The 21,016-nt window shown below is 46.9% G+C and carries 25 protein-coding genes and 1 pseudogene; 5 read left to right on the forward strand and 21 right to left on the reverse strand.

From position 1 onward, the window contains the following. Window positions 1-4: 4 nt before the first annotated feature. Entirely contained in the window at window positions 5-1,885 is a 1,881-nt protein-coding gene (locus ACZMB2_RS05145; protein WP_118769264.1) for an NADH-ubiquinone oxidoreductase-F iron-sulfur binding region domain-containing protein, read from the reverse strand. Between the two features lie 3 nt (window positions 1,886-1,888). Beyond that, the gene (locus ACZMB2_RS05150) at window positions 1,889-2,365 is read right to left on the reverse strand and encodes a complex I 24 kDa subunit family protein (protein WP_118769263.1); all 477 of its coding nucleotides are present in this window, start codon (window positions 2,363-2,365) and stop codon (window positions 1,889-1,891) included. A gap of 227 nt (window positions 2,366-2,592) precedes the next feature. On the opposite strand from ACZMB2_RS05150, the gene ACZMB2_RS05155 reads away from it, so the two are divergent. Further along, window positions 2,593-3,621: an aldo/keto reductase gene (locus ACZMB2_RS05155; RefSeq protein WP_487595826.1), complete on the forward strand. Its 1,029-nt coding sequence runs from the start codon at window positions 2,593-2,595 to the stop codon at window positions 3,619-3,621. A gap of 44 nt (window positions 3,622-3,665) precedes the next feature. Here ACZMB2_RS05155 and ACZMB2_RS05160 read toward each other — a convergent pair whose 3' ends face one another. From ACZMB2_RS05160 to ACZMB2_RS05170, 3 genes are read right to left on the reverse strand one after another with little or no spacing between them, the layout of a single operon-like run. Next, window positions 3,666-4,955 carry a DUF4153 domain-containing protein gene (locus ACZMB2_RS05160; RefSeq protein WP_487595827.1) on the reverse strand — a complete coding sequence of 430 codons (1,290 nt, stop codon included), beginning with the start codon at window positions 4,953-4,955 and terminating at the stop codon, window positions 3,666-3,668. Next, complete coding sequence (locus ACZMB2_RS05165) at window positions 4,927-5,175, reverse strand: helix-turn-helix domain-containing protein (protein ID WP_487595828.1); 249 nt, start codon at window positions 5,173-5,175, stop codon at window positions 4,927-4,929. The genes ACZMB2_RS05160 and ACZMB2_RS05165 overlap by 29 nt, the downstream gene beginning before the upstream one ends. Before the next feature lie 12 nt (window positions 5,176-5,187). Continuing rightward, entirely contained in the window at window positions 5,188-5,667 is a 480-nt protein-coding gene (locus ACZMB2_RS05170) for a DUF2975 domain-containing protein (RefSeq protein WP_487595829.1), read from the reverse strand. Window positions 5,668-5,891: 224 nt separating this feature from the next. Between ACZMB2_RS05170 and ACZMB2_RS05175 the strand changes: the two genes are divergently transcribed. Further along, the gene (locus ACZMB2_RS05175; RefSeq protein ID WP_308458656.1) at window positions 5,892-6,386 is read left to right on the forward strand and encodes a hypothetical protein; all 495 of its coding nucleotides are present in this window, start codon (window positions 5,892-5,894) and stop codon (window positions 6,384-6,386) included. Between the two features lie 57 nt (window positions 6,387-6,443). Here the strand turns inward: ACZMB2_RS05175 and ACZMB2_RS05180 are convergent, their stop codons facing one another. The 5 genes and pseudogenes from ACZMB2_RS05180 to ACZMB2_RS05200 form a co-directional block, all read right to left on the reverse strand. After that, a complete protein-coding gene (locus tag ACZMB2_RS05180) occupies window positions 6,444-7,085 on the reverse strand; it encodes a class I SAM-dependent methyltransferase (RefSeq protein ID WP_487595830.1) in 642 nt (213 codons plus the stop codon). Between the two features lie 41 nt (window positions 7,086-7,126). Next, window positions 7,127-7,561: pseudogene (locus ACZMB2_RS05185) on the reverse strand (FKBP-type peptidyl-prolyl cis-trans isomerase); the annotation flags it as partial. Between the two features lie 79 nt (window positions 7,562-7,640). Beyond that, the gene (locus tag ACZMB2_RS05190; RefSeq protein ID WP_487595831.1) at window positions 7,641-8,948 is read right to left on the reverse strand and encodes a putative ABC transporter permease; all 1,308 of its coding nucleotides are present in this window, start codon (window positions 8,946-8,948) and stop codon (window positions 7,641-7,643) included. Window positions 8,949-8,973: 25 nt separating this feature from the next. Beyond that, window positions 8,974-10,131: a sensor histidine kinase gene (locus tag ACZMB2_RS05195; protein WP_487595832.1), complete on the reverse strand. Its 1,158-nt coding sequence runs from the start codon at window positions 10,129-10,131 to the stop codon at window positions 8,974-8,976. After that, on the reverse strand, window positions 10,128-10,814 hold the full coding sequence (locus tag ACZMB2_RS05200; protein WP_487595901.1) for a response regulator transcription factor: 687 nt from the start codon (window positions 10,812-10,814) through the stop codon (window positions 10,128-10,130). The genes ACZMB2_RS05195 and ACZMB2_RS05200 overlap by 4 nt, the downstream gene beginning before the upstream one ends. Before the next feature lie 96 nt (window positions 10,815-10,910). Here ACZMB2_RS05200 and ACZMB2_RS05205 point away from each other — a divergent pair, with 96 nt between their 5' ends. The 3 genes from ACZMB2_RS05205 to ACZMB2_RS05215 are packed head-to-tail and all read left to right on the forward strand — an operon-like array spanning window position 10,911 to window position 12,795. Further along, window positions 10,911-11,051, forward strand: a complete 141-nt coding sequence (locus ACZMB2_RS05205; RefSeq protein ID WP_487595833.1) for a CD1871A family CXXC motif-containing protein — start codon at window positions 10,911-10,913, stop codon at window positions 11,049-11,051. Beyond that, complete coding sequence (locus ACZMB2_RS05210; protein WP_487595834.1) at window positions 11,044-11,910, forward strand: 4Fe-4S binding protein; 867 nt, start codon at window positions 11,044-11,046, stop codon at window positions 11,908-11,910. The genes ACZMB2_RS05205 and ACZMB2_RS05210 overlap by 8 nt, the downstream gene beginning before the upstream one ends. A gap of 30 nt (window positions 11,911-11,940) precedes the next feature. After that, window positions 11,941-12,795, forward strand: a complete 855-nt coding sequence (locus ACZMB2_RS05215) for a TlpA disulfide reductase family protein (protein WP_487595835.1) — start codon at window positions 11,941-11,943, stop codon at window positions 12,793-12,795. A gap of 65 nt (window positions 12,796-12,860) precedes the next feature. Here ACZMB2_RS05215 and ACZMB2_RS05220 read toward each other — a convergent pair whose 3' ends face one another. The 11 genes from ACZMB2_RS05220 to srtB form a co-directional block, all read right to left on the reverse strand. Then, window positions 12,861-13,544: a SpoIIIAH-like family protein gene (locus ACZMB2_RS05220; protein ID WP_487595836.1), complete on the reverse strand. Its 684-nt coding sequence runs from the start codon at window positions 13,542-13,544 to the stop codon at window positions 12,861-12,863. Beyond that, window positions 13,541-14,080, reverse strand: coding sequence for a SpoIIIAG-related protein (locus tag ACZMB2_RS05225; protein WP_487595837.1), 540 nt, complete (start codon window positions 14,078-14,080; stop codon window positions 13,541-13,543). Before ACZMB2_RS05225 ends, ACZMB2_RS05220 begins: the two co-directional genes overlap by 4 nt. Next, complete coding sequence (locus tag ACZMB2_RS05230; protein ID WP_487595838.1) at window positions 14,077-14,307, reverse strand: stage III sporulation protein AF; 231 nt, start codon at window positions 14,305-14,307, stop codon at window positions 14,077-14,079. Before ACZMB2_RS05230 ends, ACZMB2_RS05225 begins: the two co-directional genes overlap by 4 nt. A 21-nt stretch (window positions 14,308-14,328) precedes the next feature. After that, window positions 14,329-15,357, reverse strand: coding sequence for a stage III sporulation protein AE (locus tag ACZMB2_RS05235; protein ID WP_487595839.1), 1,029 nt, complete (start codon window positions 15,355-15,357; stop codon window positions 14,329-14,331). Window positions 15,358-15,361: 4 nt separating this feature from the next. Further along, entirely contained in the window at window positions 15,362-15,745 is a 384-nt protein-coding gene (locus ACZMB2_RS05240; RefSeq protein WP_487595840.1) for a SpoIIIAC/SpoIIIAD family protein, read from the reverse strand. A 15-nt stretch (window positions 15,746-15,760) separates the two neighbouring features. Further along, window positions 15,761-15,955: a stage III sporulation protein AC gene (spoIIIAC, locus tag ACZMB2_RS05245; RefSeq protein WP_118770172.1), complete on the reverse strand. Its 195-nt coding sequence runs from the start codon at window positions 15,953-15,955 to the stop codon at window positions 15,761-15,763. A gap of 18 nt (window positions 15,956-15,973) precedes the next feature. Then, window positions 15,974-16,492 (reverse strand): stage III sporulation protein AB, encoded by a 519-nt coding sequence (locus tag ACZMB2_RS05250; RefSeq protein WP_487595841.1) that lies wholly within the window; start codon window positions 16,490-16,492, stop codon window positions 15,974-15,976. Next, a complete protein-coding gene (gene spoIIIAA, locus ACZMB2_RS05255; RefSeq protein ID WP_487595842.1) occupies window positions 16,486-17,391 on the reverse strand; it encodes a stage III sporulation protein AA in 906 nt (301 codons plus the stop codon). The genes ACZMB2_RS05250 and spoIIIAA overlap by 7 nt, the downstream gene beginning before the upstream one ends. Before the next feature lie 531 nt (window positions 17,392-17,922). Continuing rightward, the gene (locus ACZMB2_RS05260; protein ID WP_487595843.1) at window positions 17,923-19,362 is read right to left on the reverse strand and encodes a tyrosine-type recombinase/integrase; all 1,440 of its coding nucleotides are present in this window, start codon (window positions 19,360-19,362) and stop codon (window positions 17,923-17,925) included. A 128-nt stretch (window positions 19,363-19,490) separates the two neighbouring features. Further along, on the reverse strand, window positions 19,491-20,180 hold the full coding sequence (locus ACZMB2_RS05265; RefSeq protein ID WP_487595844.1) for a streptococcal pilin isopeptide linkage domain-containing protein: 690 nt from the start codon (window positions 20,178-20,180) through the stop codon (window positions 19,491-19,493). A gap of 24 nt (window positions 20,181-20,204) precedes the next feature. Continuing rightward, a complete protein-coding gene (gene srtB / locus ACZMB2_RS05270) occupies window positions 20,205-20,942 on the reverse strand; it encodes a class B sortase (RefSeq protein ID WP_487595845.1) in 738 nt (245 codons plus the stop codon). Window positions 20,943-21,016 lie beyond the last annotated feature (74 nt).

Here is a 21,016-nt window from a genome sequence, read left to right on the forward strand (position 1 = left end):
CTTTCTACATTTCAACATAAACAGCGTCAAATGCACAGTTGTCTTTACATGCTGAGCACTTGATACACAGGTTCGGATCAATATGGTAACATTCTTTACGCACACCGGTGATTGCGCCAACAGGACAGTTCTTCGCACATTTTCCGCAGCCCTTACAGTAATCCGGATTGATGATGAAGCGACGCATTGCCTGACAGACTTTTGCACGGCACTTATGATCGCGGATATGCTCTTCATATTCCTCACGGAATGTTTTCAGCGTACTTAATACCGGAAGCGGAGCACTCTTGCCAAGTCCGCACAGAGCCATGCTCCGAATCATGGTTGCAAGCTCTTCCAGCTGATCAAGGTCTTCCATCCTGCCTTCTCCGGCTACAATTCTCTCCAGAATCTCCAGCATACGCTTGGTACCCTCACGGCACGGTACGCATTTACCACAGGATTCTCTCTGGGTAAAGCTCATGAAGAAACGGGCAACCTCTACCATACAGGTATTGGTATCCATAACTACCATTCCGCCGGAACCAACGATGGCATCGAATTTTTTTACAGAGTCAAAGTCAAGGGGCTCATCCAGATGTTTCTCAGTCAGACATCCTCCGGACGGTCCACCGATCTGTACTGCTTTGAACTGAGCGCCGTTCTTCAGGCCGCCGCCAATATCAAAGATAATCTCCCTTAAAGTACTTCCCATCGGAACTTCGATCAGACCGGTATTTTCGATGGCGCCGGTCAGTGAGAAGGTCTTGGTTCCCGGGCTTCCCTCCGTACCAATGGTCCGATACCAGTCTGCACCCTGCAGAATGATCTTCGGAACATTGGCATAAGTCTCTACGTTATTCAGAACCGTCGGTTTCTCCCACAGTCCTTTTTCTACCGTTCTCGGCGGTTTGACACGCGGCATTCCTCTCTTACCTTCGATGGAAGCCGTCAGTGCGGAACCTTCACCACACACGAATGCACCGGCACCGCGGTTAATATGTAAGCGGAAGGAGAAATCTGTTCCGAGGATATTGTCTCCTAACAGTCCTCTTTCTTCCAGCTGTGCAATGGCATGGCGCAGTCTGGCTACAGACATGGGATACTCAGCACGTACATAGATATAACCGTCAGCTGCTTTTACTGCATAAGCGGCAATCATCATACCTTCAATCAATTTGAAGGGATCACCTTCCATAACAGAACCGTCCATGAATGCACCGGGATCACCCTCGTCACCGTTACATACCACGTAACGAACCGTTTCTTTCTGGCGTGCTACCTGTTTCCACTTGCGTCCGCAGGGGAAACCTCCGCCTCCACGTCCTCTTAATCCTGAGCGGTCTACTTCATCAATAACCTCGTCTCTGGACATCTCAAACATGGCTTTGTTCAGTGCCTCAAAACCGCCGGATGCAATATACTCATCCAGAGATTCCGCATCCACACGACCGCAGTTTTCCAAAACAATTCTTGTCTGTTTTGCCATGAACGGAATATCTTCCGGATGCTTATAATGAACGTCTTTCTTCGTATAAAGCAGATGATCAACGATCTCTCCCCTTACGACCGTCTCTTCAAAAATCTCTCTGCAGTCTTCCGGCTGTACCTTTACATACTGAATCACTTCATCCCCGCGTTGGATTCTTACGAGGGGTCCAAGTTCACAGAATCCCTGACATCCGGTTTTCTTAACACCTACATGTTCCCCATCTTCATCGTGAGGTGCAAAATCAAGCACGATTCCCGGTGTGTTTTTTACCAGTTCCAGAAATTCTTCGTAGATCTTCGTGGAACCTGTAGCAATACATCCGGTACCGGAACAGACCAGAATCCGGCAATCATAAGCTTCAATCTGCCGTCTGGCATCTTCTCTTACCTGCTGAAGCTCTTCCCTTGTCATCATGGTTTATCCCCTCCCTCTCAATTCTTCGATCACCGCCAGTGCTTTCTCCGGTGTCATGGAAGGATGCACGTCTTCATTCACCATCATGGTAGGTGCCAGACCACATGCTCCAAGACAGGACACCGTCTCTACGGTAAACATCATGTCATCCGTTGTATGCTTTTTCTTACTAAGTCCAAGTTCCTTCCAGAGCGCTTCCAGAACCGGCATGGACTTCCGCACATGACAGGCGGTACCATCACAGACTTTAATCACGTATTTTCCCTTTGCTTCAAAGGAAAAATTCTCGTAGAATGTTGCTACACTGTACGCTTTCGCCTCTGTAATTCCAATCTGCTCTGCTACATAGGTGAGCAGCTCCCCCGGCAGATAGCGGTACTCCGCCTGGATGTCCTGCATGATGGGGATCAATGAACGGGCATCCTTGCCATAATGTTCAATGATCTCATCGGTCTTACTGTAATAAGACTGGTCAAGCATTTTCGTTATCCTCCTTATCCCATATACTCTTTTATGCATTTTGTGCATAATACGATGAATTAATTCTATCATTTTTTAACGTTTTGCACAATTTGCATTTTTCACAGAATTTTAACACGGAATTTGACAAATCCCACAGTTAGTTTGTGCTAATAAAAGCACTTTCTTGACACCTATCTCTTTGCTGCATTACAATAAGATTACTTTTACAAAGGAGTATTGATATTATGAAAATGGTAACTTTAGGAAAAACCGGTATTACCGTACCCCAGAACGCCTTCGGTGCTCTTCCCATCCAGCGTGTGGATATGGAAACTGCCAGACAGATTCTTCACAGAGCCTACGAAGGCGGCATGCGTTTCTTCGATACGGCCAGAGCTTACAGTGACAGTGAGGAAAAACTCGGAAATGCATTTGAAGGAATGCGTGAGAAGATTTTTATCGCCAGCAAGACCATGGGGCGCACTCCCGAAGATTTCAAAGAACAATTAGATACCTCATTAAAGCTTCTGAAAACAGATTATCTGGATCTCTATCAGTTCCACTGCGTGGATCAGTGCTACCGCCCCGGTGACGGAACCGGCATGTATGAATGTATGCTGGAGGCAAAAGAGCAGGGCAAGATCCGCCACATCGGTGTGACCGCCCACAAGCTGACGGTTGCAAAGGAATGTATTGAATCCGGTCTTTATGAGACGCTGCAATACCCCTTCAGTTATCTCTCCGTAGAGAAAGAACTGGAACTGGTTCGTCTGTGTAAGGAGCACAACATGGGATTCATTGCCATGAAAGGACTGGCAGGCGGACTCATCAACAATTCCAGAGCCGCCTATGCTTATATTTCCCAGTTTGACAATGTGCTTCCCATCTGGGGAATCCAGAAAATGAGCGAGCTGGAAGAATGGCTTTCCTATATGGACAACGCTCCGGTTATGGATGAAAAGATCAAAGACTTCATTGAAAAAGAGAAAAAAGAACTGGACGGTGATTTCTGCCGCGGATGCGGTTACTGCATGCCATGTCCGGCAGGCATTCTCATCAACAACTGTGCCCGTATGTCCCTGATGGTACGCCGCGCTCCCTCCGACCATTGGCTCAATGAGACCTGGCAGGAAAATATGAAAAAAATCGAAGGATGTCTCCATTGCAACAAATGCATGAAAAAATGTCCTTACCAGCTGAATACGCCGGAACTTCTTCAGAAAAACTACGAAGATTACAAGAAGATTCTGGCAGGCGAAATAAAAGTCTGTTAACGCCGCAGGCAGGATTTCCTCTTTCTGGAAATCCTGCCTGTTTTTTACGGAATAAGTCCACTCATTCTCGCCCATGTATTATACAGTTCGGTCAAATGCTGCACCGGAAGCACACAGAGCATACAAAACAGCACTGCTCCGGCCAGTAGGCAGATCCGCACCATGGGAAACCGTTTTCTCTGCCGCAGAACAAAACTTATGAGCACCATTCCCATCCAGATCATAAACACCATGGGAAGAATCCGGTTGATGGTAAGTCCGTAGCTTCTTATATAGAGAAACATTTTACTGGCTGCCGTGATAAGCAATAAAAGCGTCTCTCCGGCCAGCAGTATATTGCAGCATTTCAATGCTTTCGCAGTCTGTCCGGCAAACATATTGGCCAGAAACAGAATGCCCAGCGTCCAGATACCAATCTGGCACAGTTCAAAAAATCCCCTTCTCGCATATTCTGCATAGGTAAATGTCTCCGGCAATCTCCCGGCAATAGCGGAAAAGAGATAATTTCCCTGAATTCCCATAAAAAAACCATAGACCCCACAGATCACCAGAAGCACCGTACAGACTGTCACCTGCGGTAATCTCTTCACCTGTACAGACATTTTCCGGAGCTGTTCCACTTTGATGTCGTCCGTGTGAACTTTGTAAATACTCCCGTATACCAGTCCAAACAGATAAAGAGATACCGGAATGGCAAACAGAAGCCTCATCAGCACAGCTGCCAAATGCCACTGCAAATACTCTGTGATTTCTTCCGTCGCCCTTGCAAATCCTGCATCTGCCCGGGACAGAAGGGGAAGAATCATACAGAGAACCGGAATGACCAGCACCAGCCCGCAAACTACTGCCATTACACCGCTCATCTTCATTTTCTTCTGCTCTGTTCCCTCTTCCTGTTCGTTTTCTTTTTCCGAGAACCACACCAGGATCTGGGCTGAAAAATTCCGAAACGGCACCTGGACAAATACATTCCACAGGTCAAATGCAATAAAATGGGACGTCTTTCCGTGATCCAGGAGGCTTCCGCCTACCGACTCCGTCCAGTAGGCCGCTGCCATCATAAGCGCCAGTATCTGCAAAATACCAAATGTCAGATAGAAATTCATAGGTATGGCAATGGCGAACAGGACTGTCAGCCAGAACCAGCTCTCACGGGCCGGTTTTCTGCCGCTTCCATAGCAATAACCAAGTACTGCAATTGCATAAGCAGCTGTAAATAAAGTCAGTCCCCATTCCAGCGTCCAGGAAGACCACAGATAAATAAACCCATAGCCAAGCCCCAGATAAAGAACTGACATGACCTGATTAAGATCTTTCGTTTTCATCGTTTTCATCGTTTTCATCATCTCCGTCTTCCACATATTCCAGAATATCCCCCGGCTGACAGTCAATGGCCTTACAAATACTGTTCAAAGTGCTGATCTTAACAGCTTTCGCCTTTCCATTTTTCAGCACGGAAATATTTGCCATGGTAATACCGACCCGTTCAGAGAGCTCTGTCACACTCATCTTCCGTTTCGCCAGCATGACATCGATATTGATAATAATTGACATGATCGCATCCTCCTATATGGTCCAGTCGCTCTCATCCTGCAGCCTCGCCGCTTTCCGGATGAGATGGGACAGCATGGCCGCCGCGATAGCAATGGCAATTCCCACCAATGCAATAAAAAATGAAGCCAGCAGCACCCCCGGATGATTCATATGAAGAATCAGGTAAACCGCATTTCCAACAACCAGAAGCACCGCATCCGCCGCTGCCAGAAAGGAAACGTTCCCCATACGTTTTGCATTCTCCATGGTAAATGCTCTGTCCTTCTCAATATCTGTAAAAATCTTCCACGCCATCCACAATGCCATATAACAGGGCACGGAAAGAATCCATAAAAATATAAGCCATGGCCAGAAATATCCGCCAAACTCCGGTGCCAGATCCACCATCCAGCTTCCTACTCCCGGCAGGACTCCCAGATCCATCACCATTCCGCATCCCGCTGCGAAAATCACCAGAAATTTTAACCATTTAATCAGTCTGTGCTGCTCCATACCACTTCGCTCCTTTATGTTTGTTTATAGGTGCAGTATAGTTGGTATAAAGATATTTGTCAATATATTTTTATCGTTTTGCGATAAATTATAATTGTAATTCAAGACTTCTCATTTTTTTATGATCAGCATATTTTTTATTTTTCTGACAATTTTCGTTGAAATTTGACAATTTTAATGATAAGCTATTTGTAAGAATAATCGTATCTACGGAGGTGACCAGATTGAAATTTACAAAAATGAAAACTGTTTTATGTGCAGTATCTGCCGTGTTCCTTGCATCCATCTTTGGGGCATTTCCTTCTGAGGCGAAGACCGCTTTTGATCCCAGCTACTATTTTGAGAAATACGTGGATGTAGCAAATGAATACGGCTTCGATACCCAGGCCCTGTTCAACCATTATCAGACGGCCGGTATGCAGGAAGGCCGTTTTCCGAACCGGGAATCCGAGTGGAAAGCTGCTGCCGGATATGTGGCCACTCAGGAAGAACGAACCGCTTTCATGATGCAGATTCCATCCCCCAATCCGGAGAATGCCAATTCCGACCTTCCGAAATTCGACCCGATCTACTACTACAATAACTATCCGGATGTAGCCGCTGTCATCGGACCGGATGCTGTAGGACTCCTGAATCATTACTTTGCGTATGGATACAGCGAAGGCAGGCTTCCCTACTATGGTGCTGAACCATGTACAGATGTACAAACTTCCTTCTAAACGAAAACGACCCTGCCAGGAATTTTTAGTTCCCGGCAGGGTTTCGTTTTTCTTATCTTATGCTCTTTTTCCACCTTCGACGCAGATCCAGTTCTCGCCCTTCCTGGTATGAATCTGAATATCTGTGAATCCGGCATTTATGAACAGCTGCTCAAATTCTTCTTTCGTCGGATTAAAGAGATGATAATTCCGGATATTCTCTTTTTCCCGCTCCGTCAGATTTCCATTCTGGTAAATATCTGCCACCAGAAGGAAGGTTCCGCCTGCTTTCAGCACACGCCGTACTTCTTTCAGGTTTTCCTGTGGATCCGGCCAGAAATAAAAACTCTCCACGGTGATGATTTTATCAAAGGAATCATCTGCAAAGGGAAGATTTTCCACCGAACCTTCCAGTACATCCATCTTACCGCTGCTGATATTCTTCTCGTTATTCCTCCTGGAAGTTTCCACGGATACGTCCGAATAATCCACACCTGTCACATGACCGGAGGTTACCTTTTCCGCCATCCGGTGAAGCGTTGCTCCACCGCCGCAGCCGATATCAAGAACCCTGTCATCCTCCTGAATCTCCCAGTAGGAAAGGGCCCAGCCGGTCACCTCATAATGGCTCTGGTTCATGCGCTCCAGCATTTCCTCGCCTTCCGTGCCCTCCGGCTTGCGCGGATTGCCGATGCGTGTCACCTCTTCCTGTGTTTTCATGGTCTTGCTCCTCCTGAAATGATCTCTTTCTGAGAAGTTTCTTATTTTACTTCTACCAGCTCAATCTTGAAATTCAGCTCTTTTCCAGCCATCTCATGATTGGCATCAAAAGTAATGTTTACCTCATCCTTTGCGGTTACTTTTACCGGGAACGGCTGGCCCATCTGATTGGTCAGATATACCTGCTGGCCTACTTCCAGATCTTCGGAGCCCGGAAGCTTTGCGATCTCCATCTCAAAAATGGCATCCGGATTCGGCATTCCATATGCTTCTTCCGGCATCAGGTGAATCTCTTTCACCTCGCCAACTTCCATATCTGCCACTGCTGCATCATAACCTTTGATCATCTGACCTGCACCGCATACAAACTCCAGCGGTTCGCCGCGGTCATAGGATGAGTCGAATTGGGTTCCATCGTTAAAAGTTCCTCTGTAATGAGTACGGCAGGTCTTGCCTACATTGCGTCCTGTCAGGTTGTCCATGATAAATCCTCCGTTGTTTTCAAAATGATTCCCTATAAGAGTACCTAATCTTTACCGTTTGTGCAAGGGAAACTTATTTCGTAATCTTCATATTCGGCCACACAAATTCCACAAACGCGTCGGGATACTGTTCATCCAGGAAGCTTTCCACTGCATTCTTTGCGGGAACACCATCTTTTCGCTCCACATACCGCATCATGGCAAAAGCCGATAATGCCAGGTCACAGACCATCAGCGCCACACACACCCAGGTGATGATTTTTCCTGCAATGGGCGGAATTTTCTCGATCAGACGGCTGAGGGGCGGATAAATGATTTTCACCCAGATCAGGGCCAGAATTCCCCAGAAAATGCAGAACAGAAGGTTCGTTCTTCCGCCAATATTGAAAGGCATGTTGCTGTAGTCCCAGAATACTGTGCCAAATACTTTCTCTGAAATGACACTGCACATGTATTCATACGTACCTCCAAGGAAGAATCCTCCAAGGAAAATATACCGGTCTTCCAGCTTTGCAAGACGATACAAAAGCATGGTCAGAAGTGCTGCTCCAAATCCCCACACAATACTGAAAGGGCCGTAGAGCACACTGGAACGGCTCATCCAGATACCTGCGGTGAAATGCACATAAAAGGTCTCGATGATGTCACCGCCCAGAGCACAGATAAAAAATACCCAGATAATTTTATCAAGGCACAGTCCCATTGCAAAGGTATACTGCTTCTCTGCCTCTGACACTGGTTCTTCGCCTGCCTTCAGGTTTGGATATGCCAGCTGAATACGCCGCCAGAAACGATCGGCGATCCAGGTGCCAAGTCCTACTTTCCGCTCCCAGATACCGCGCTCCAGATTCTTCATTTTCTCTGGAAGAGGCTTTCTGTGAACCGCATATTCCACGGCGATAAAATCAAGAATAACCACCGCCATCAGCACAAATACAATGATTTTCAGGACCAGCACTGGAATGATCTGAGTCAGGAAGAAGAGCATAGGCTGAATCAGCAGCATGGCCACCACTGCCACTGCGCTCATGCCCAGCACATCCAGGAATCCTCTTCCTTTACCAGCATAGACCGAATGTTCTTCCTGCTCCCACAGCACGGCTTTGGTCATACGGTTCGAAAACTCTCCTGCCAGCTGGGCGCAGGCAGAGGTAATGACCATATATGCCACTACCTGCAGAAGATACCGGTCTTTCAATGTCGGCAGTACCAGAATCAGAAGATCCATCATAATACCGTAAGAAAGGCTGAAGGGAACACCAAACACACCGCGATTATGAAAATGGCCTCTGCGCACGGCAACAAAAAGCGTTTCTCCGCACCATCCAATAAACGAGTAGCAAAATAAGAAAAACAGCAGTTCATAAATCGTATATTCCATGTAAGTCTCCTCTTTATGATAATAGTTAAATTGATCCCTGGGTGAAGATCACATCAAAAATCGTTCCTCCTGATGGGTTCGGTCTGACCGTAATACTGCCCTCATGCACCCTCACAATTTCACGAGCCAGGGCAAGTCCAAGTCCTACACCACCAAGCTCCCGGCTTCTGGATTTATCCACACGGAAGAAGGGTTCAAACACCCGCTCCCTAAGATCCTCAGGAATTCCGCTTCCCGTATCTGCTACGGACAGGTACACCTTTTGTTCCTTCCGGCAGGCAGTTACGGTAACCTGACCGCCCGGATGATTATATCTTATAGCATTTTCAACGAGATTGTATACCAGTCGGTAAATAAGAACATCACTTCCCATCATCGTAATACTCTCACATTTTCCAATAAGTGTGATATCTTTTTCCTGGGCAAGAGGTTCCAGGTCTGCCAGCACCTCATCAACAAGGGCGTCCACTATAATTTTTTCATCCCGGCTTACCGTCTGAAACTCACTCATATCGAGAAGCGTCTTTACCATTTTGCCAAGCCTGTCGTTCTGTTCCGTGACCATATTTATCGTCTGCAAAGTCTCTGCATCATTGTCCGGATGACGGGTGGAATTATATAGATCAAGCTGCACCTGCATTAAAGCTAATGGGGTTCGAAGCTCATGTGCCGCATTGGCAGTAAATTGTCTCTGGGTCTCAAATGCATGAGAAAGACGTCCCAGCATCTTATTATAGGAAATACTAAGCTGGTTCAGTTCTTTCACCTGATTTTCTTCTATTCGTGAGTCTGCCAGATTTTGTGCCTGCACCTTTTCAATTTTATCAGAAAACTCTTTGATTGGTCTGAGTGCATGTCCGCTTATAAAATATGTGGCTACTCCGCCAAGAAGAGCCAGGAAAGCTGAGATAAGCAGACTGTTTTTTTTGTAGTCTGCCTTATTATTGTATACCTGAATCGAAAAATCCGTTGCAAACTCATCCCACTTATCATCCGGAATGCTGATGTATATTTCGTCTGTATCCTCCGCATTGTCATCTCCCTGGGCATCCACCCTTTCCTGCAGAGTATCCATGTAATATACCCCGTTTTTATAGACAAACATCGTCAGACATCCACATATAACCGCAATATAGATGGTAATGATACAGGTAAGTCTCCACTGCAGTGATATTTTTTTCATCTGTCAGATACCTCCCGTATTTGATAGCCCTCTCCCACTTTGTTCAAAATCGGATCATATCCAAGCACCGCCTTAAGCTTTTTTCTGAGGGAAGACATATGTACTCTGATGGCTCCACTAAAGCTGTCCACAGATGCATCCCAGACATGTTCCATCAATTCCTCCTGGCTCACCGGTCGGCCTAAATTAAGAAGCAAATATTCCAGAATCCCATTTTCTTTTCTTGTCAGGGAAACTTTTTTTCCCTTTGCATATGCCTCCCGTTTGATCGTATCGAACTTTATCCCGCCACTTTCCAGACATACATCCTTCTGCACAAATTTTCTTCTTGTCAGGCTTCTGATCCGTGCCTCAAGTTCCTGCAGATGGAATGGTTTTTCCATATAATCATTTGCCCCTGCATCCAGTCCTTCCACCTTATCCGCAATCTGACTTCTTGCCGATAATATAAGAACCTTTGTCTCTTCATTTCTCTGTCTGAGTTCCTTCAGTATCTCCATACCATCCATACCGGGCAGATTCAGATCCAGGACAATCAGATCATAATTCTCCGCCAGAATACATTCCAGCGCCTCTTCTCCATCATAGCAGGTGTCCACCTCGTACCCGGCACCATACAGACTTTTCGCAACTGTGTCACATATTTGTTTCTCATCTTCAACAATTAATAATCTCAAAATGATTTCACCTGTTTCTTAACAAAGATTTTACAACCGTTATTGTATAATACCTAAGTCAGCTGGTCAATAAATAGAACAAACGAAAGGAATGACCCTATCTTGAAGTACGGAAAAATCGTTCCGACCGTCCTGCTCCTCGCAGGTATTACCATGATGGGCTATGGTGTCATCAGAGGGGAAGCGGCTGTCGTGCTTGGCAAAGCAATCAAATTATGTCTGGAGTGTGTCGGAATTGGATAAGAAAAAGAAATTACTGTCAGAAAAAACAGCCCAGCTACGCGGGTGGATACAGGCAGCCGCAACGCTGCTTACCAATATTCATATTCCTAATTTATGGAAAGGCAGAATCTATCAGGGCAAGGCGAAAGCAGTCTGTGTACCAGGATTAAACTGTTATTCCTGTCCTGCCGCTTCGGGAGCATGCCCGATTGGTGCCTTTCAGGCGGTTGTGGGATCATCCCGCTTTAAATTTTCCTACTACATAACCGGTTTTTTTATTCTGCTCGGCGTGACCCTTGGAAGATTTATCTGTGGTTTCCTGTGTCCCTTTGGATGGTTTCAGGATTTACTTCATAAAATTCCCGGAAAAAAACTTTCCACAGCCAGGCTGAAACCACTAAGATACCTGAAATATCTCATTCTTATTGTTTTTGTTATCCTTCTGCCAATGCTTGTAACGAACTCAGTCGGAATGGGCGACCCCTTCTTCTGTAAATATATTTGTCCTCAGGGTGTTTTAGAGGGTGCTATCCCACTTTCCCTTGGAAATGCATCTATACGGTCTGCACTGGGAACGCTGTTTTCTTTTAAATGCTTTATTTTAATTACCGTTGTAGTGTTAAGCATTTTATTTTACAGACCCTTCTGTAAATGGATTTGTCCTCTTGGTGCAATTTATTCATTGTTTAACAAGGTCAGCCTTCTTCATATAAAAATTGAAACCGACAAATGTGTCGGTTGTAACCAATGTACAAAGGCATGTAAAATGGATGTGGATGTGTGCAAAACTCCAAATCATCCGGAATGTATCCGATGCGGGGCCTGTATCAAAGCTTGTCCTAAAAATGCAATCCACTACCAGTTAATGGGAAAATCATAGGAAATGAAATAGTGAAAGGAGCTATTATTTATGAAAACAAAAAGAACATTGATTGCTGTTATGATACTTAGCATGGCATTGCTTACAGCATGCAGCACAAAAAAATCTGCGGACAATTCCGCCACCAGCCTGGATGACCTGTATCAGCAGGAGAACCAGGTCTTTGCAGATCATGAAGATGTATGGAACAAAGTATTTGGCATGATGGATAAAACCACTGCCGATCCCAATGGAAATTATGCGGATTATCTGGCTGACACCATCGAATCAGGCAAAGAGGCTTTTACGGATGATGAGCTGAAAACACTGACGGATGATATGGAAACGATACGAAACCTTGAGGAGCAGATAGCTGAAATGGAAAATGAAAATGCGGCATCAGATACCACCGGTCAGGAAAATAATGCCGAAAACGTATCTCCCTTCAAAAATTTTTCCGGCATGGATTTTGATGGTAATTCTGTTGATGAAAGTCTCTTTTCCGAAAATGCCGTCACTGTCCTCAATTTCTGGTTTACCGGATGCAAGCCCTGCGTCGCCGAGTTACCTAAGCTTAATGAATTGAACGATGCAATCAAATCAATGGGCGGCGAGGTCGTAGGCATCAACACAGAAACCTTTGACGGAAATGAAGCTGCCATTCAGGAAGCATCCGCAATTCTGGAAAGCCAGGGTGCCAAATACCGCAACCTTTCCATCGACTCTGCTTCCGATGCAGGTAAATATGCCTCCGACATTATGGCATTTCCTACCACTATACTGGTCGACAGAAACGGTAATATTGTGGGAGATCCCCTGCTTGGCGGAATTGACAATCAGGACAACTATGATGCTCTGATGAAACAGATTCAATCGGTCATTGATGCTGACAGCTCAACTAAATAATTCTAATCAGGGACAGAATAAAAGCCAGAGGTTTTTTATCCTGTCCCTGATGATATGAGCATTCATTATTCAGCCGTGACTGGTGTGATCGTGATATTCGCCGCCTCGATTCCTGTCTTCCTCTTTACCACATCCTCAATCTGTGCCCGTTCTGCATCACTGACCTGCGAGCTGCTCACCACCACGTCAGCGCAAGCATCATTGATACTCACCACTACCTCATCAAACCCCTGGGCCGTCAGGAGGGTTTCTGCTGCCAGCTCCTTTTCTGCCGCATCTGTCATGGCTACCATCTCATCAATGGCACTTTGCTTCTGTTCGTCTGTAATATTCGTACTGTTGATAAGTTCCATGAGAATTTCTTTATTTCTGGAGCGGTTCTGTTCCCGGGTCACCTTTGCCTCGGATACCAGTCCGACACCCACAGTGGTACTGGCCATCACGGTCTGCCCGGCATCCGTACCTTCTTCGGCTGCCACATCTCCGTCCTCATTTTCATCAAGACTCGCAATATCCTGACTTCCTTCATCCACCTCTCCCGTCAAAGCATAGGTATCTTCTGCGGAAATATCCTGCGCCAGATCTGTCTCAGCCACATCTTCTACCGCCTCACTGTCCACACTCAGCAGGGAAGGATTTACATCCGTTCCCGCATAGTTCAGATATCCTGCTATGGCAATCATGCCCGCCAGCGCAGTGATAATCATCTGATTTTTCTTAAATACAGGCTTTTTCACAAGCTTCTTCACTTTGTTTCCTCCACCTCCATTTTCATTATTTTAATTTTATGAGGTTCAATGCCAAATAATGCCTGAGCGGCTCCGATAATTTCTTCTTTGACGCTGCTCTTATCGCCTCCTTCTGCAATGACCAGAACTCCCTCCACCTGCGGATTGCTCTCCGACGTTACGTAAGGCCTGCGGCTTGAGCTCCCTGACTCCTCATATACAGTCTCCTCCTCTGTTCCGCCCGTCCCCACCTGCTTATCCTTCTCTACTTTCCGCTCCCCGCTTCCTTCAAAGGTAAGCATAACCCGGACCTGTCCGACGCCCTCCACTCTTGAAAGCAACTCTTCCAGTTTCTTTTCCATCTGCTCTTCATAGCTATCTGTCTCCTGCTGGGTCTCTGTTTCCTGCCCATTGTTCTCCTGCGTTCCTTTCTGTTTCCCGGAATCCACCGGAACAGCAATCACTGCCAGCAAAAGTCCACACAGCGCCATAATCAGGAACTGATCCTTTCCGGGCGGCCAGTATTTTTTTCGCAGTGCTTCCCATTTTTCCTTCATTCCGGCATCTCCTCCATCTTCCTTTCCTGCAGAAATACTTTCTGATCCAGCTGCTCCGACAATCTGAAAATCTGAAAGACTGGCTGCAGTAAAAGCAATACCAACAGCAGTCCAAGATAAAACCGCACATACCGCTCATACCTCTCCCCGGGAATCAGCTGCAATACCATCTGTTCCAACAAATAAAAGACCGCAATCATCCGCACCATATCCAGAATTGCCTGCATCTTATTCCCCCTGTCTGTTCCTCATCCCGTCACTGCCGTCGTCAGTGCAATGGTCAGCAAAAATAATGCCAGCACCGTAAATGCCGCCTGAAACAGAAGCTTCACACCATTCCCCATGCCGAGCAGACATTCCGTAATCCGTTCATCCGACACAGGCTGCAGAATTGCTGCCAGCACATAATATACCAGCATAATCACCGCCAGCTTGATAAGTGGCACCATGCAAAGCAGAATCAGTACCACCAGAGCCGCCGCACCGATCCCATTTTTTATGAGCATGGCAGAGCCGAGCACCAGCTCCGTGGCAGAGCTTCCTGCATCCCCCACACCTGGAATTGCCTCTATCCCTCTACTCACCGACATGGTACGAAAAGCATCCGCTGCCGGCGAAATGAGCCCCTGGACCATATGAAAACCACACACCAACGCCAGCAGCGCTTTCAGACTCCATCCCACCAGCATAGACATCAGTTCCGCCAGATGTCCCAGCCGCTTTTCTCCCGACAGATGATTGACCAGCACCAGCAGAATATAGATTTCGATACAAGGAAGCAAAAATACACTGGTCAGCCACCTCACCCCGGAAATCAGGAATAACGTAAATTCATAATAAATTCCCGCAGAACTGATGTAAGATGTCAGCGTCATGGCAAGAAAAAAAGCCGGAGCCAGTACCGTCATAAAGTCTTTCATTGCATCCAGCACATTTGTCGTTATTTCCATGCTTCCCTGAAAAGAAGTAATGAGCAGTAAAAATAACATCATATAGATCATGCAGAAACTGATCCGGGACACGCCCTTATTTTGAAATACATCGGCAAAATGAAGCAGTACCGCAGCTGCTATTGCCAGTATCAGGATGTGCACCCACAGTTCTTTCTGTTCCATCAGTTCCCGGAAAAAAAGTCCTTCCGCCATCTTAAGCAGATTCTGAAAAGAAATGGGACTGTTTCCGGATGCTCCCTGCTCGGCCATATTCTGAAAATCCACATTCTGCCCCAGCAGGTCATCCAGCACCTGCTGAATTTCCCCATAATCAATTTCCCCCATCTGCTCACGCTCCCAGAAAGTTCTGAATCACATCTAAAAGAGCCAGAAGCACTGGCATACTGACTGCCAGTACAGACAGTTTCCCAAAGATCTGAATCTGTCCGGCAATGGTCTGATATCCCGCATCCTTACAAAGATCCGAGGAAAATTCCGCAATATAGGTAATCCCCACGATTTTCAGAAGAATTTTTATATACCTCTGATCTAACGGCAGATAAGTTTCGATGGCCTGTATGGTATCCACAATGATCTGAAGCTGCTCAGTCACTCCCATAAAAATGAGCAGACTGACACCCATACACAGATACACGGCATATTCCGGCTTTACCGCTTTTATCTGAAGTGCCAGAAGAATTCCCACAATACCGATCAGGGCAATTTTTATCATGGTTTCCCCTCTTTCTTACAGTGTGAACAGCTTCTCCATCGTAACAAAGAGCTCATACACATAAGGAATAATCCAGAAAAGGACCAGCAGAAGACCCGCCAGACTTGTAAGAAATGCCTGCTCCTCCCTGCCGCTGTGCTTCAGAACCTGGGAGAGAACCGATACCAGAATTCCGACTGCGGCAATTTTAAAAATCAGTGTCACGCTCATACTTTGATTCCACCTGTCCTATATGATAAATACCACCAGCACAACGCCGCTTAAAATTCCAAGACACCGATACAGCTGCCGTTTTTCTCCTGCCTCTGACATGGCAGCCTGCACCGATATTTTCAGCCGCTCTTCATACCAAAGACACAGTTCCGTCTGCATCTGAATATCCAGATATCCCAGCATTCCGCCAAATTCCAACAGTTCTTCATACTCCTGTCTGTTCAGATGAAATTTCTTTCTGCTAAGGATCAGCTGTTCCTTCCATACCTCCTGCACCGTAAGACTCTTATGGGCCTCCAGCTCCTTGCCGGTCTCCACCAAAAAAGACTGAAAAGGAGGTCCGAACCGCTCCCCCATGGAAATCAGCAGTTCTGGAAGCGGCCGATGGGTACAGCGGATTTCTCCTTCCAGCAGCATGATCAACTGCCGGAGCATTCGAAGCTCTTCCACTCGCTGATCCAGTTCTCTTGCCTTTCCAAATCCAATTCCAGCCGTACCTGATAACAGGAGGCCGATGCCCAGAAATTTCAGCATAACACGGTTCCTCTGTGGTCCGTCACCTGCCGGATTCTGCCCGGTGCATCCCGCCCCTCCAGAAACAGTAACCTCTGAAATACTCCTGTTTCCAGTAATTTCCGAAGATTCGGCTGATTCTGCAGAGCATCCAGGCTGTCTCCATGAACGGTGGCAAAGACCGTACATCCACAGTTTGCCGCATACTGGATTTCCCGCACATCTTCCTCACTTCCAATCTCATCCACGGCCAATACTTCCGGTGCCATGGAACGAAGCAGCATCCGCATCCCCAGGGTTTTCGGACAGCCGTCCAGCACATCGGTCCTCATCCCTACATCATTTTCTGGCACCCCCCTGCAGCATCCTGCAATCTCCGACCGTTCATCCACGACCCCTACCGTTCTTCCACGATGTTCCTTTGTCCCATCGGAAATCTGGCGGATACAGTCTCTGAGAAGGGTCGTCTTGCCGCCGCCGGGCGGTGACACCACCAGCGTATCACACAGGTTGTCTTGCTCCCACAAACAGGAAATCACCGAATCCGCGCAGCCCTTCTTCTCATGGGCCAGCCGAAGGTTGAGGGCAGAGATCTCCATCAGCGACGTGATACGGTCTCCCTCCAGCACCGCTCTTCCCACCAGTCCCAGCCGATGTCCTCCCGGAAGCGTAAGATAGCCCTGACGGATCTCCCTTTCATAAGCATAGAGAGAATAATTGGCCAGATAAGAAAGAATCTGACGGATCTCTTCCACCGTATAACGAACTTCCAGTCTCCATTCTCTGCCCCGCACCCGGACGGAAAGACACTGTCCTGCCCGTACCCGGATTTCTTCCGTCTCCCACAGATCCACCTTCGCCTCCTGCAGCGGATTTTTTAAAATATCTGGAAACAGCTCTATGATTTCATTGCACTTCATTGTCCCAACCCCTTATCAAAATATATGAGCCGGGACAGGTTTTATGCGTAAAAAGAAGGGAGTGTCGCAAAATCACCGGAATAGGTGATTGAGCGGCACTTTTCCTGACGGCAGTGCTGGACATATGGAATATATCCTGTCTGCTCCACCCAAAGCAAGTTCGCGGAAAAGGCTTACACCTGGGGACACTAGTGCCGCGGGAGAACTCTTTCAACTGCGTGGGGCAGTCTATTTTGGGTGTGCATGGGTCTATATTTAATTTCTTATGTGAAAGTTCCACTTTTGGGGCAAAATTAGGGGTTGTCCAGGCGGTTAAGGGGTTCAACAGACTCTGACTACGAAAAAGTTCCTTCTAAATTATATTTCGCAGGAATTTTTTTACTAAGAATCCAATATAGACCCATCTATAAATATCAAATAAAATGCCTTAAGGTTTATAGGCTTACAGCAGAAAGGGGCTGTTGTAAAACAGATGAGTACTCATCCATTTTGCAACAGCCCCTTACAATTTAATCAGTTTCAGAGAAAAAATCAAGAGGTTCTATTTCCAAACATGCGGTCCAAAAGTTCCCTCTCGTTCATTTTATTCGCAGGCATGTACCGCCTGATCACCTGCTGAGAGGAGGCAAATCCCATTAATTGTGCGATCAAATCAGAAGTGGCTCCTGCCTGCACTGCTCTCATGGCATAGGTGTCCCTGAGCATACGGGGCGTTACCGTGTCCATGCCGCACATATGGGAGCGGCGCTGCAGGGCTGCCCGCATCCGGTCTACACGCACCGGTTCCTGTGCCTGATTACCTAATACAAAATCCTCTGAATTGCCCTGATAGCTTTTCTGCAGCTTTTCCAACGTCTGCATCATAAAATCCGGCACCGGTACCCGGCGGTTCTTGCGCCCGGTCAATTTTTCCAGGTCATATACCCGTTCGTCCTCCGGGCGGCTTCTTTTCATTGCCACAAAATAGCGAATATTCAAAATTTTTTCCTGAAAATCCACATCTTTCCACCTGAGGGCTGCCGCTTCACTCAAGGTAATCCCTGTATAAAGCACCAGCTGAAATCCCAGTCCCAGCGGATAACCATCTTCATCCTTATAAGAGACAAGTACCGGTTCCAGCTTCCGGATCTGTTCCGGTTGAAGCCATGACCTGCAATCACTACTCTGATCCTTTTTCTCAAAGAAATGCACGTCCAGGCATGGATTACTATCAATGAGACCATATTTCTGTGCGTCCCTGAGACTTCCGCTTAAGACTGACAATACGTTCCTGACCGTCCCCTCTGTCATCTTTCCAGTCCTGGTGCCTGTCACTGACTGTCTGCTCAATAATGCAAGCCAGGCTTCCAGCTTCTCTCCGGACAGTTCCTGAAGCTGCTCCTCTCCGAGCGCCGGAAAAATATGATGCTCCATCGTCTCTGCATACATACGTATGGTAGTCGGTTTTACGACTCCCTGCAGCACTTCCCTGATCCACACATAAACCCATTCTTTTAATGTGTGAATCTGTGTATATTTTCCTTGACGAAACTCCACACGCAATACTTCCATTCCGGCATCATACTGCCGTTCCATAAAATCCTCTGCACTCCGCCGGCTGGTTCCATCACATCCGCAGCTTGTGATTTTTCCATTTTTCAGTTCTCTTGTCGCCACGCTCCTTACATTTCCACAATCGCAGCGGCAAAGCACTTTCTGCAATGTGGTATGATTCTCAGGATCTGCTCCCAGAACCACCAGTTTTCCAAAGCGCTCTCCCTCCATCTGATCTGCTGCCCTCCGGATACAGCCGCAGCTTTTTCTCCGTCCGCTGACCAGCAAATATCCTTCCACCTGACAGTCACTTCCGCAGTCACAATGACAATTCCACATCGCCACACGCTGTCTCTTATTCTGTTCATAGCCGCCGAACCCGAGCACTGTCAGCTTTCCAAATTTCAGTCCGGTAAGATCTCTTCCCGTCCTTGCCATCTTTGTCCCATCACTCCTTTGTATCGCTTTGTACCTGCCTGAAGCTATACTTCAAAAACTGCGTCCGAATACTCTCGCACCCGGACGCAGTCCCTCAGTCATTCTCATGATTCATTTCTGTTTTACAGCTACTCTTCTTTCCGTCTTCCGTTTCGCACAGTGATCAAGATCATAACTGCAACACCAAGCAGCGCTGCTGCCGCAAATGCACCCCAGAGAAGTACGTTTGCACTGTCACCTGTCTTCGGTGAAGCCAGTGTCTGAAGAGTCTGCACAATTACCGGAGTCACCGTAGTCTCTTCCGTTTTACTGGAGTGATGATGCTTCTTGGAACCTCCGGATTTCGGGGTATCATAATGATTTCCAAAAGAGATGGTTCCAGATTTTGTCTCTGATCCATCTTTTACTGCCCACATTTCTGATTTCAATGTACCATTTTCTGCATTTACTACTCTGACAGTCACGAGATACGTACTGGTATCATAGGTAAAACGATCTGTCTTTCCTGCAGTCTGGGAGATTTTATACTGATAATCTCCGGGCACTGTATACGTCATCGGTCCAAAGAAAATACTTCCTGCATTTTTCCGTTCCTGCACATTCTGTGCCGACATAGGTGCATCTTTTGTCACTGCTTCCATCGTAATCTGATAGGTCTCTCCATCCGGGATCTTATCACCGGATACTTCAATCTGCACCGGAATCGTCACCTCGCAGCTGTTCTGTGCTGCCTTTACCTGTCCGGGCATCATCAGAAACAGGAACAGCAACGGCAGAATCAGCAATCCGCCGGGAATGCCTTTCTTTCTACTTGTCATCGCTTCATAACCTCCTTCTTGTGTTTAGCTTCTTTTGGTAAGCCGCCCGAACACAACAACACGGCCATTTGTTTCCGCCTCGGCACAGGTTGAAAATCCCATAACCGAATCCGCTGCTGTCACTCCGATCTCCCGGTACTGAACAGCATTTTTTTTAATATAATCTAACAGTTTTTTCCTGTCTGCCCCTGAATCACAATCGTAGACTACCGGATCATAAGCGTCTACCTCCAGGCAGGCAAACAGTGTAATATCATAAGCTGCATCCGGCAGATAAAACACACCGGATGTATGATCTTCAAAATAAGATTCCTGCGAAAATTCCACGATATCACCGAACATTCCGCCGTTATCCATATGATGCCCATACAGCAGCTGATATCCCTCATCAAATTCCAGATTGTCGAGGCTGGACAGAAAGATTGCTCCGGACAGTGCAAATTCTCCATAAACATCTTTGTTGACATATTCCATGTCATTCTCCCCCTGCACGACCGGGTAATCTATGTGTGTATCATCTATGGTAAGCCAGCCCTGTACATCCGGATTGATAGCCTGCAGCTCCAGAAGCGTCGGACTTTCCACCGCATCCTCCGCTGGTTTGAACTGCAGAAGGTCACTGGAGAGGAGCGCTCCCCGGTACACCATCACCGTATCCCAGAGGGAGTATCCGCCATAGAGCAGCATGAGCAGAATCATAATTGCTGCAATCATGCTCAATATTCGATTTCCCAGCCTGGCTAATGTGCCAGCAATCTCCATGACGGGTTCCTCCTTTTGAAAACTTCTTTGTTTCCCGGAGAGCGCCTTCATTCATGAAAAAGCTGTCTCCGGGG

This window comes from Hominiventricola sp. (genome assembly GCF_057604405.1).

Bases quoted from the DNA above. Each gene is read 5' to 3' on its own strand.
- ACZMB2_RS05145 (WP_118769264.1), bottom strand. From the start codon at position 1,885: ATGATGACAAGGGAAGAGCTTCAGCAGGTAAGAGAAGATGCCAGACGG.
- ACZMB2_RS05150 (WP_118769263.1), bottom strand. From the start codon at position 2,365: ATGCTTGACCAGTCTTATTACAGTAAGACCGATGAGATCATTGAACAT.
- ACZMB2_RS05155 (WP_487595826.1), top strand. From the start codon at position 2,593: ATGAAAATGGTAACTTTAGGAAAAACCGGTATTACCGTACCCCAGAAC.
- ACZMB2_RS05160 (WP_487595827.1), bottom strand. From the start codon at position 4,955: ATGAAAACGATGAAAACGAAAGATCTTAATCAGGTCATGTCAGTTCTT.
- ACZMB2_RS05165 (WP_487595828.1), bottom strand. From the start codon at position 5,175: ATGTCAATTATTATCAATATCGATGTCATGCTGGCGAAACGGAAGATG.
- ACZMB2_RS05170 (WP_487595829.1), bottom strand. From the start codon at position 5,667: ATGGAGCAGCACAGACTGATTAAATGGTTAAAATTTCTGGTGATTTTC.
- ACZMB2_RS05180 (WP_487595830.1), bottom strand. From the start codon at position 7,085: ATGAAAACACAGGAAGAGGTGACACGCATCGGCAATCCGCGCAAGCCG.
- ACZMB2_RS05190 (WP_487595831.1), bottom strand. From the start codon at position 8,948: ATGGAATATACGATTTATGAACTGCTGTTTTTCTTATTTTGCTACTCG.
- ACZMB2_RS05195 (WP_487595832.1), bottom strand. From the start codon at position 10,131: ATGAAAAAAATATCACTGCAGTGGAGACTTACCTGTATCATTACCATC.
- ACZMB2_RS05215 (WP_487595835.1), top strand. From the start codon at position 11,941: ATGAAAACAAAAAGAACATTGATTGCTGTTATGATACTTAGCATGGCA.
- ACZMB2_RS05225 (WP_487595837.1), bottom strand. From the start codon at position 14,080: ATGAAGGAAAAATGGGAAGCACTGCGAAAAAAATACTGGCCGCCCGGA.
- ACZMB2_RS05230 (WP_487595838.1), bottom strand. From the start codon at position 14,307: ATGCAGGCAATTCTGGATATGGTGCGGATGATTGCGGTCTTTTATTTG.
- ACZMB2_RS05235 (WP_487595839.1), bottom strand. From the start codon at position 15,357: ATGGGGGAAATTGATTATGGGGAAATTCAGCAGGTGCTGGATGACCTG.
- ACZMB2_RS05240 (WP_487595840.1), bottom strand. From the start codon at position 15,745: ATGATAAAAATTGCCCTGATCGGTATTGTGGGAATTCTTCTGGCACTT.
- spoIIIAC (WP_118770172.1), bottom strand. From the start codon at position 15,955: ATGAGCGTGACACTGATTTTTAAAATTGCCGCAGTCGGAATTCTGGTA.
- ACZMB2_RS05250 (WP_487595841.1), bottom strand. From the start codon at position 16,492: ATGCTGAAATTTCTGGGCATCGGCCTCCTGTTATCAGGTACGGCTGGA.
- spoIIIAA (WP_487595842.1), bottom strand. From the start codon at position 17,391: ATGAAGTGCAATGAAATCATAGAGCTGTTTCCAGATATTTTAAAAAAT.
- ACZMB2_RS05260 (WP_487595843.1), bottom strand. From the start codon at position 19,362: ATGGCAAGGACGGGAAGAGATCTTACCGGACTGAAATTTGGAAAGCTG.
- ACZMB2_RS05265 (WP_487595844.1), bottom strand. From the start codon at position 20,180: ATGACAAGTAGAAAGAAAGGCATTCCCGGCGGATTGCTGATTCTGCCG.
- srtB (WP_487595845.1), bottom strand. From the start codon at position 20,942: ATGGAGATTGCTGGCACATTAGCCAGGCTGGGAAATCGAATATTGAGC.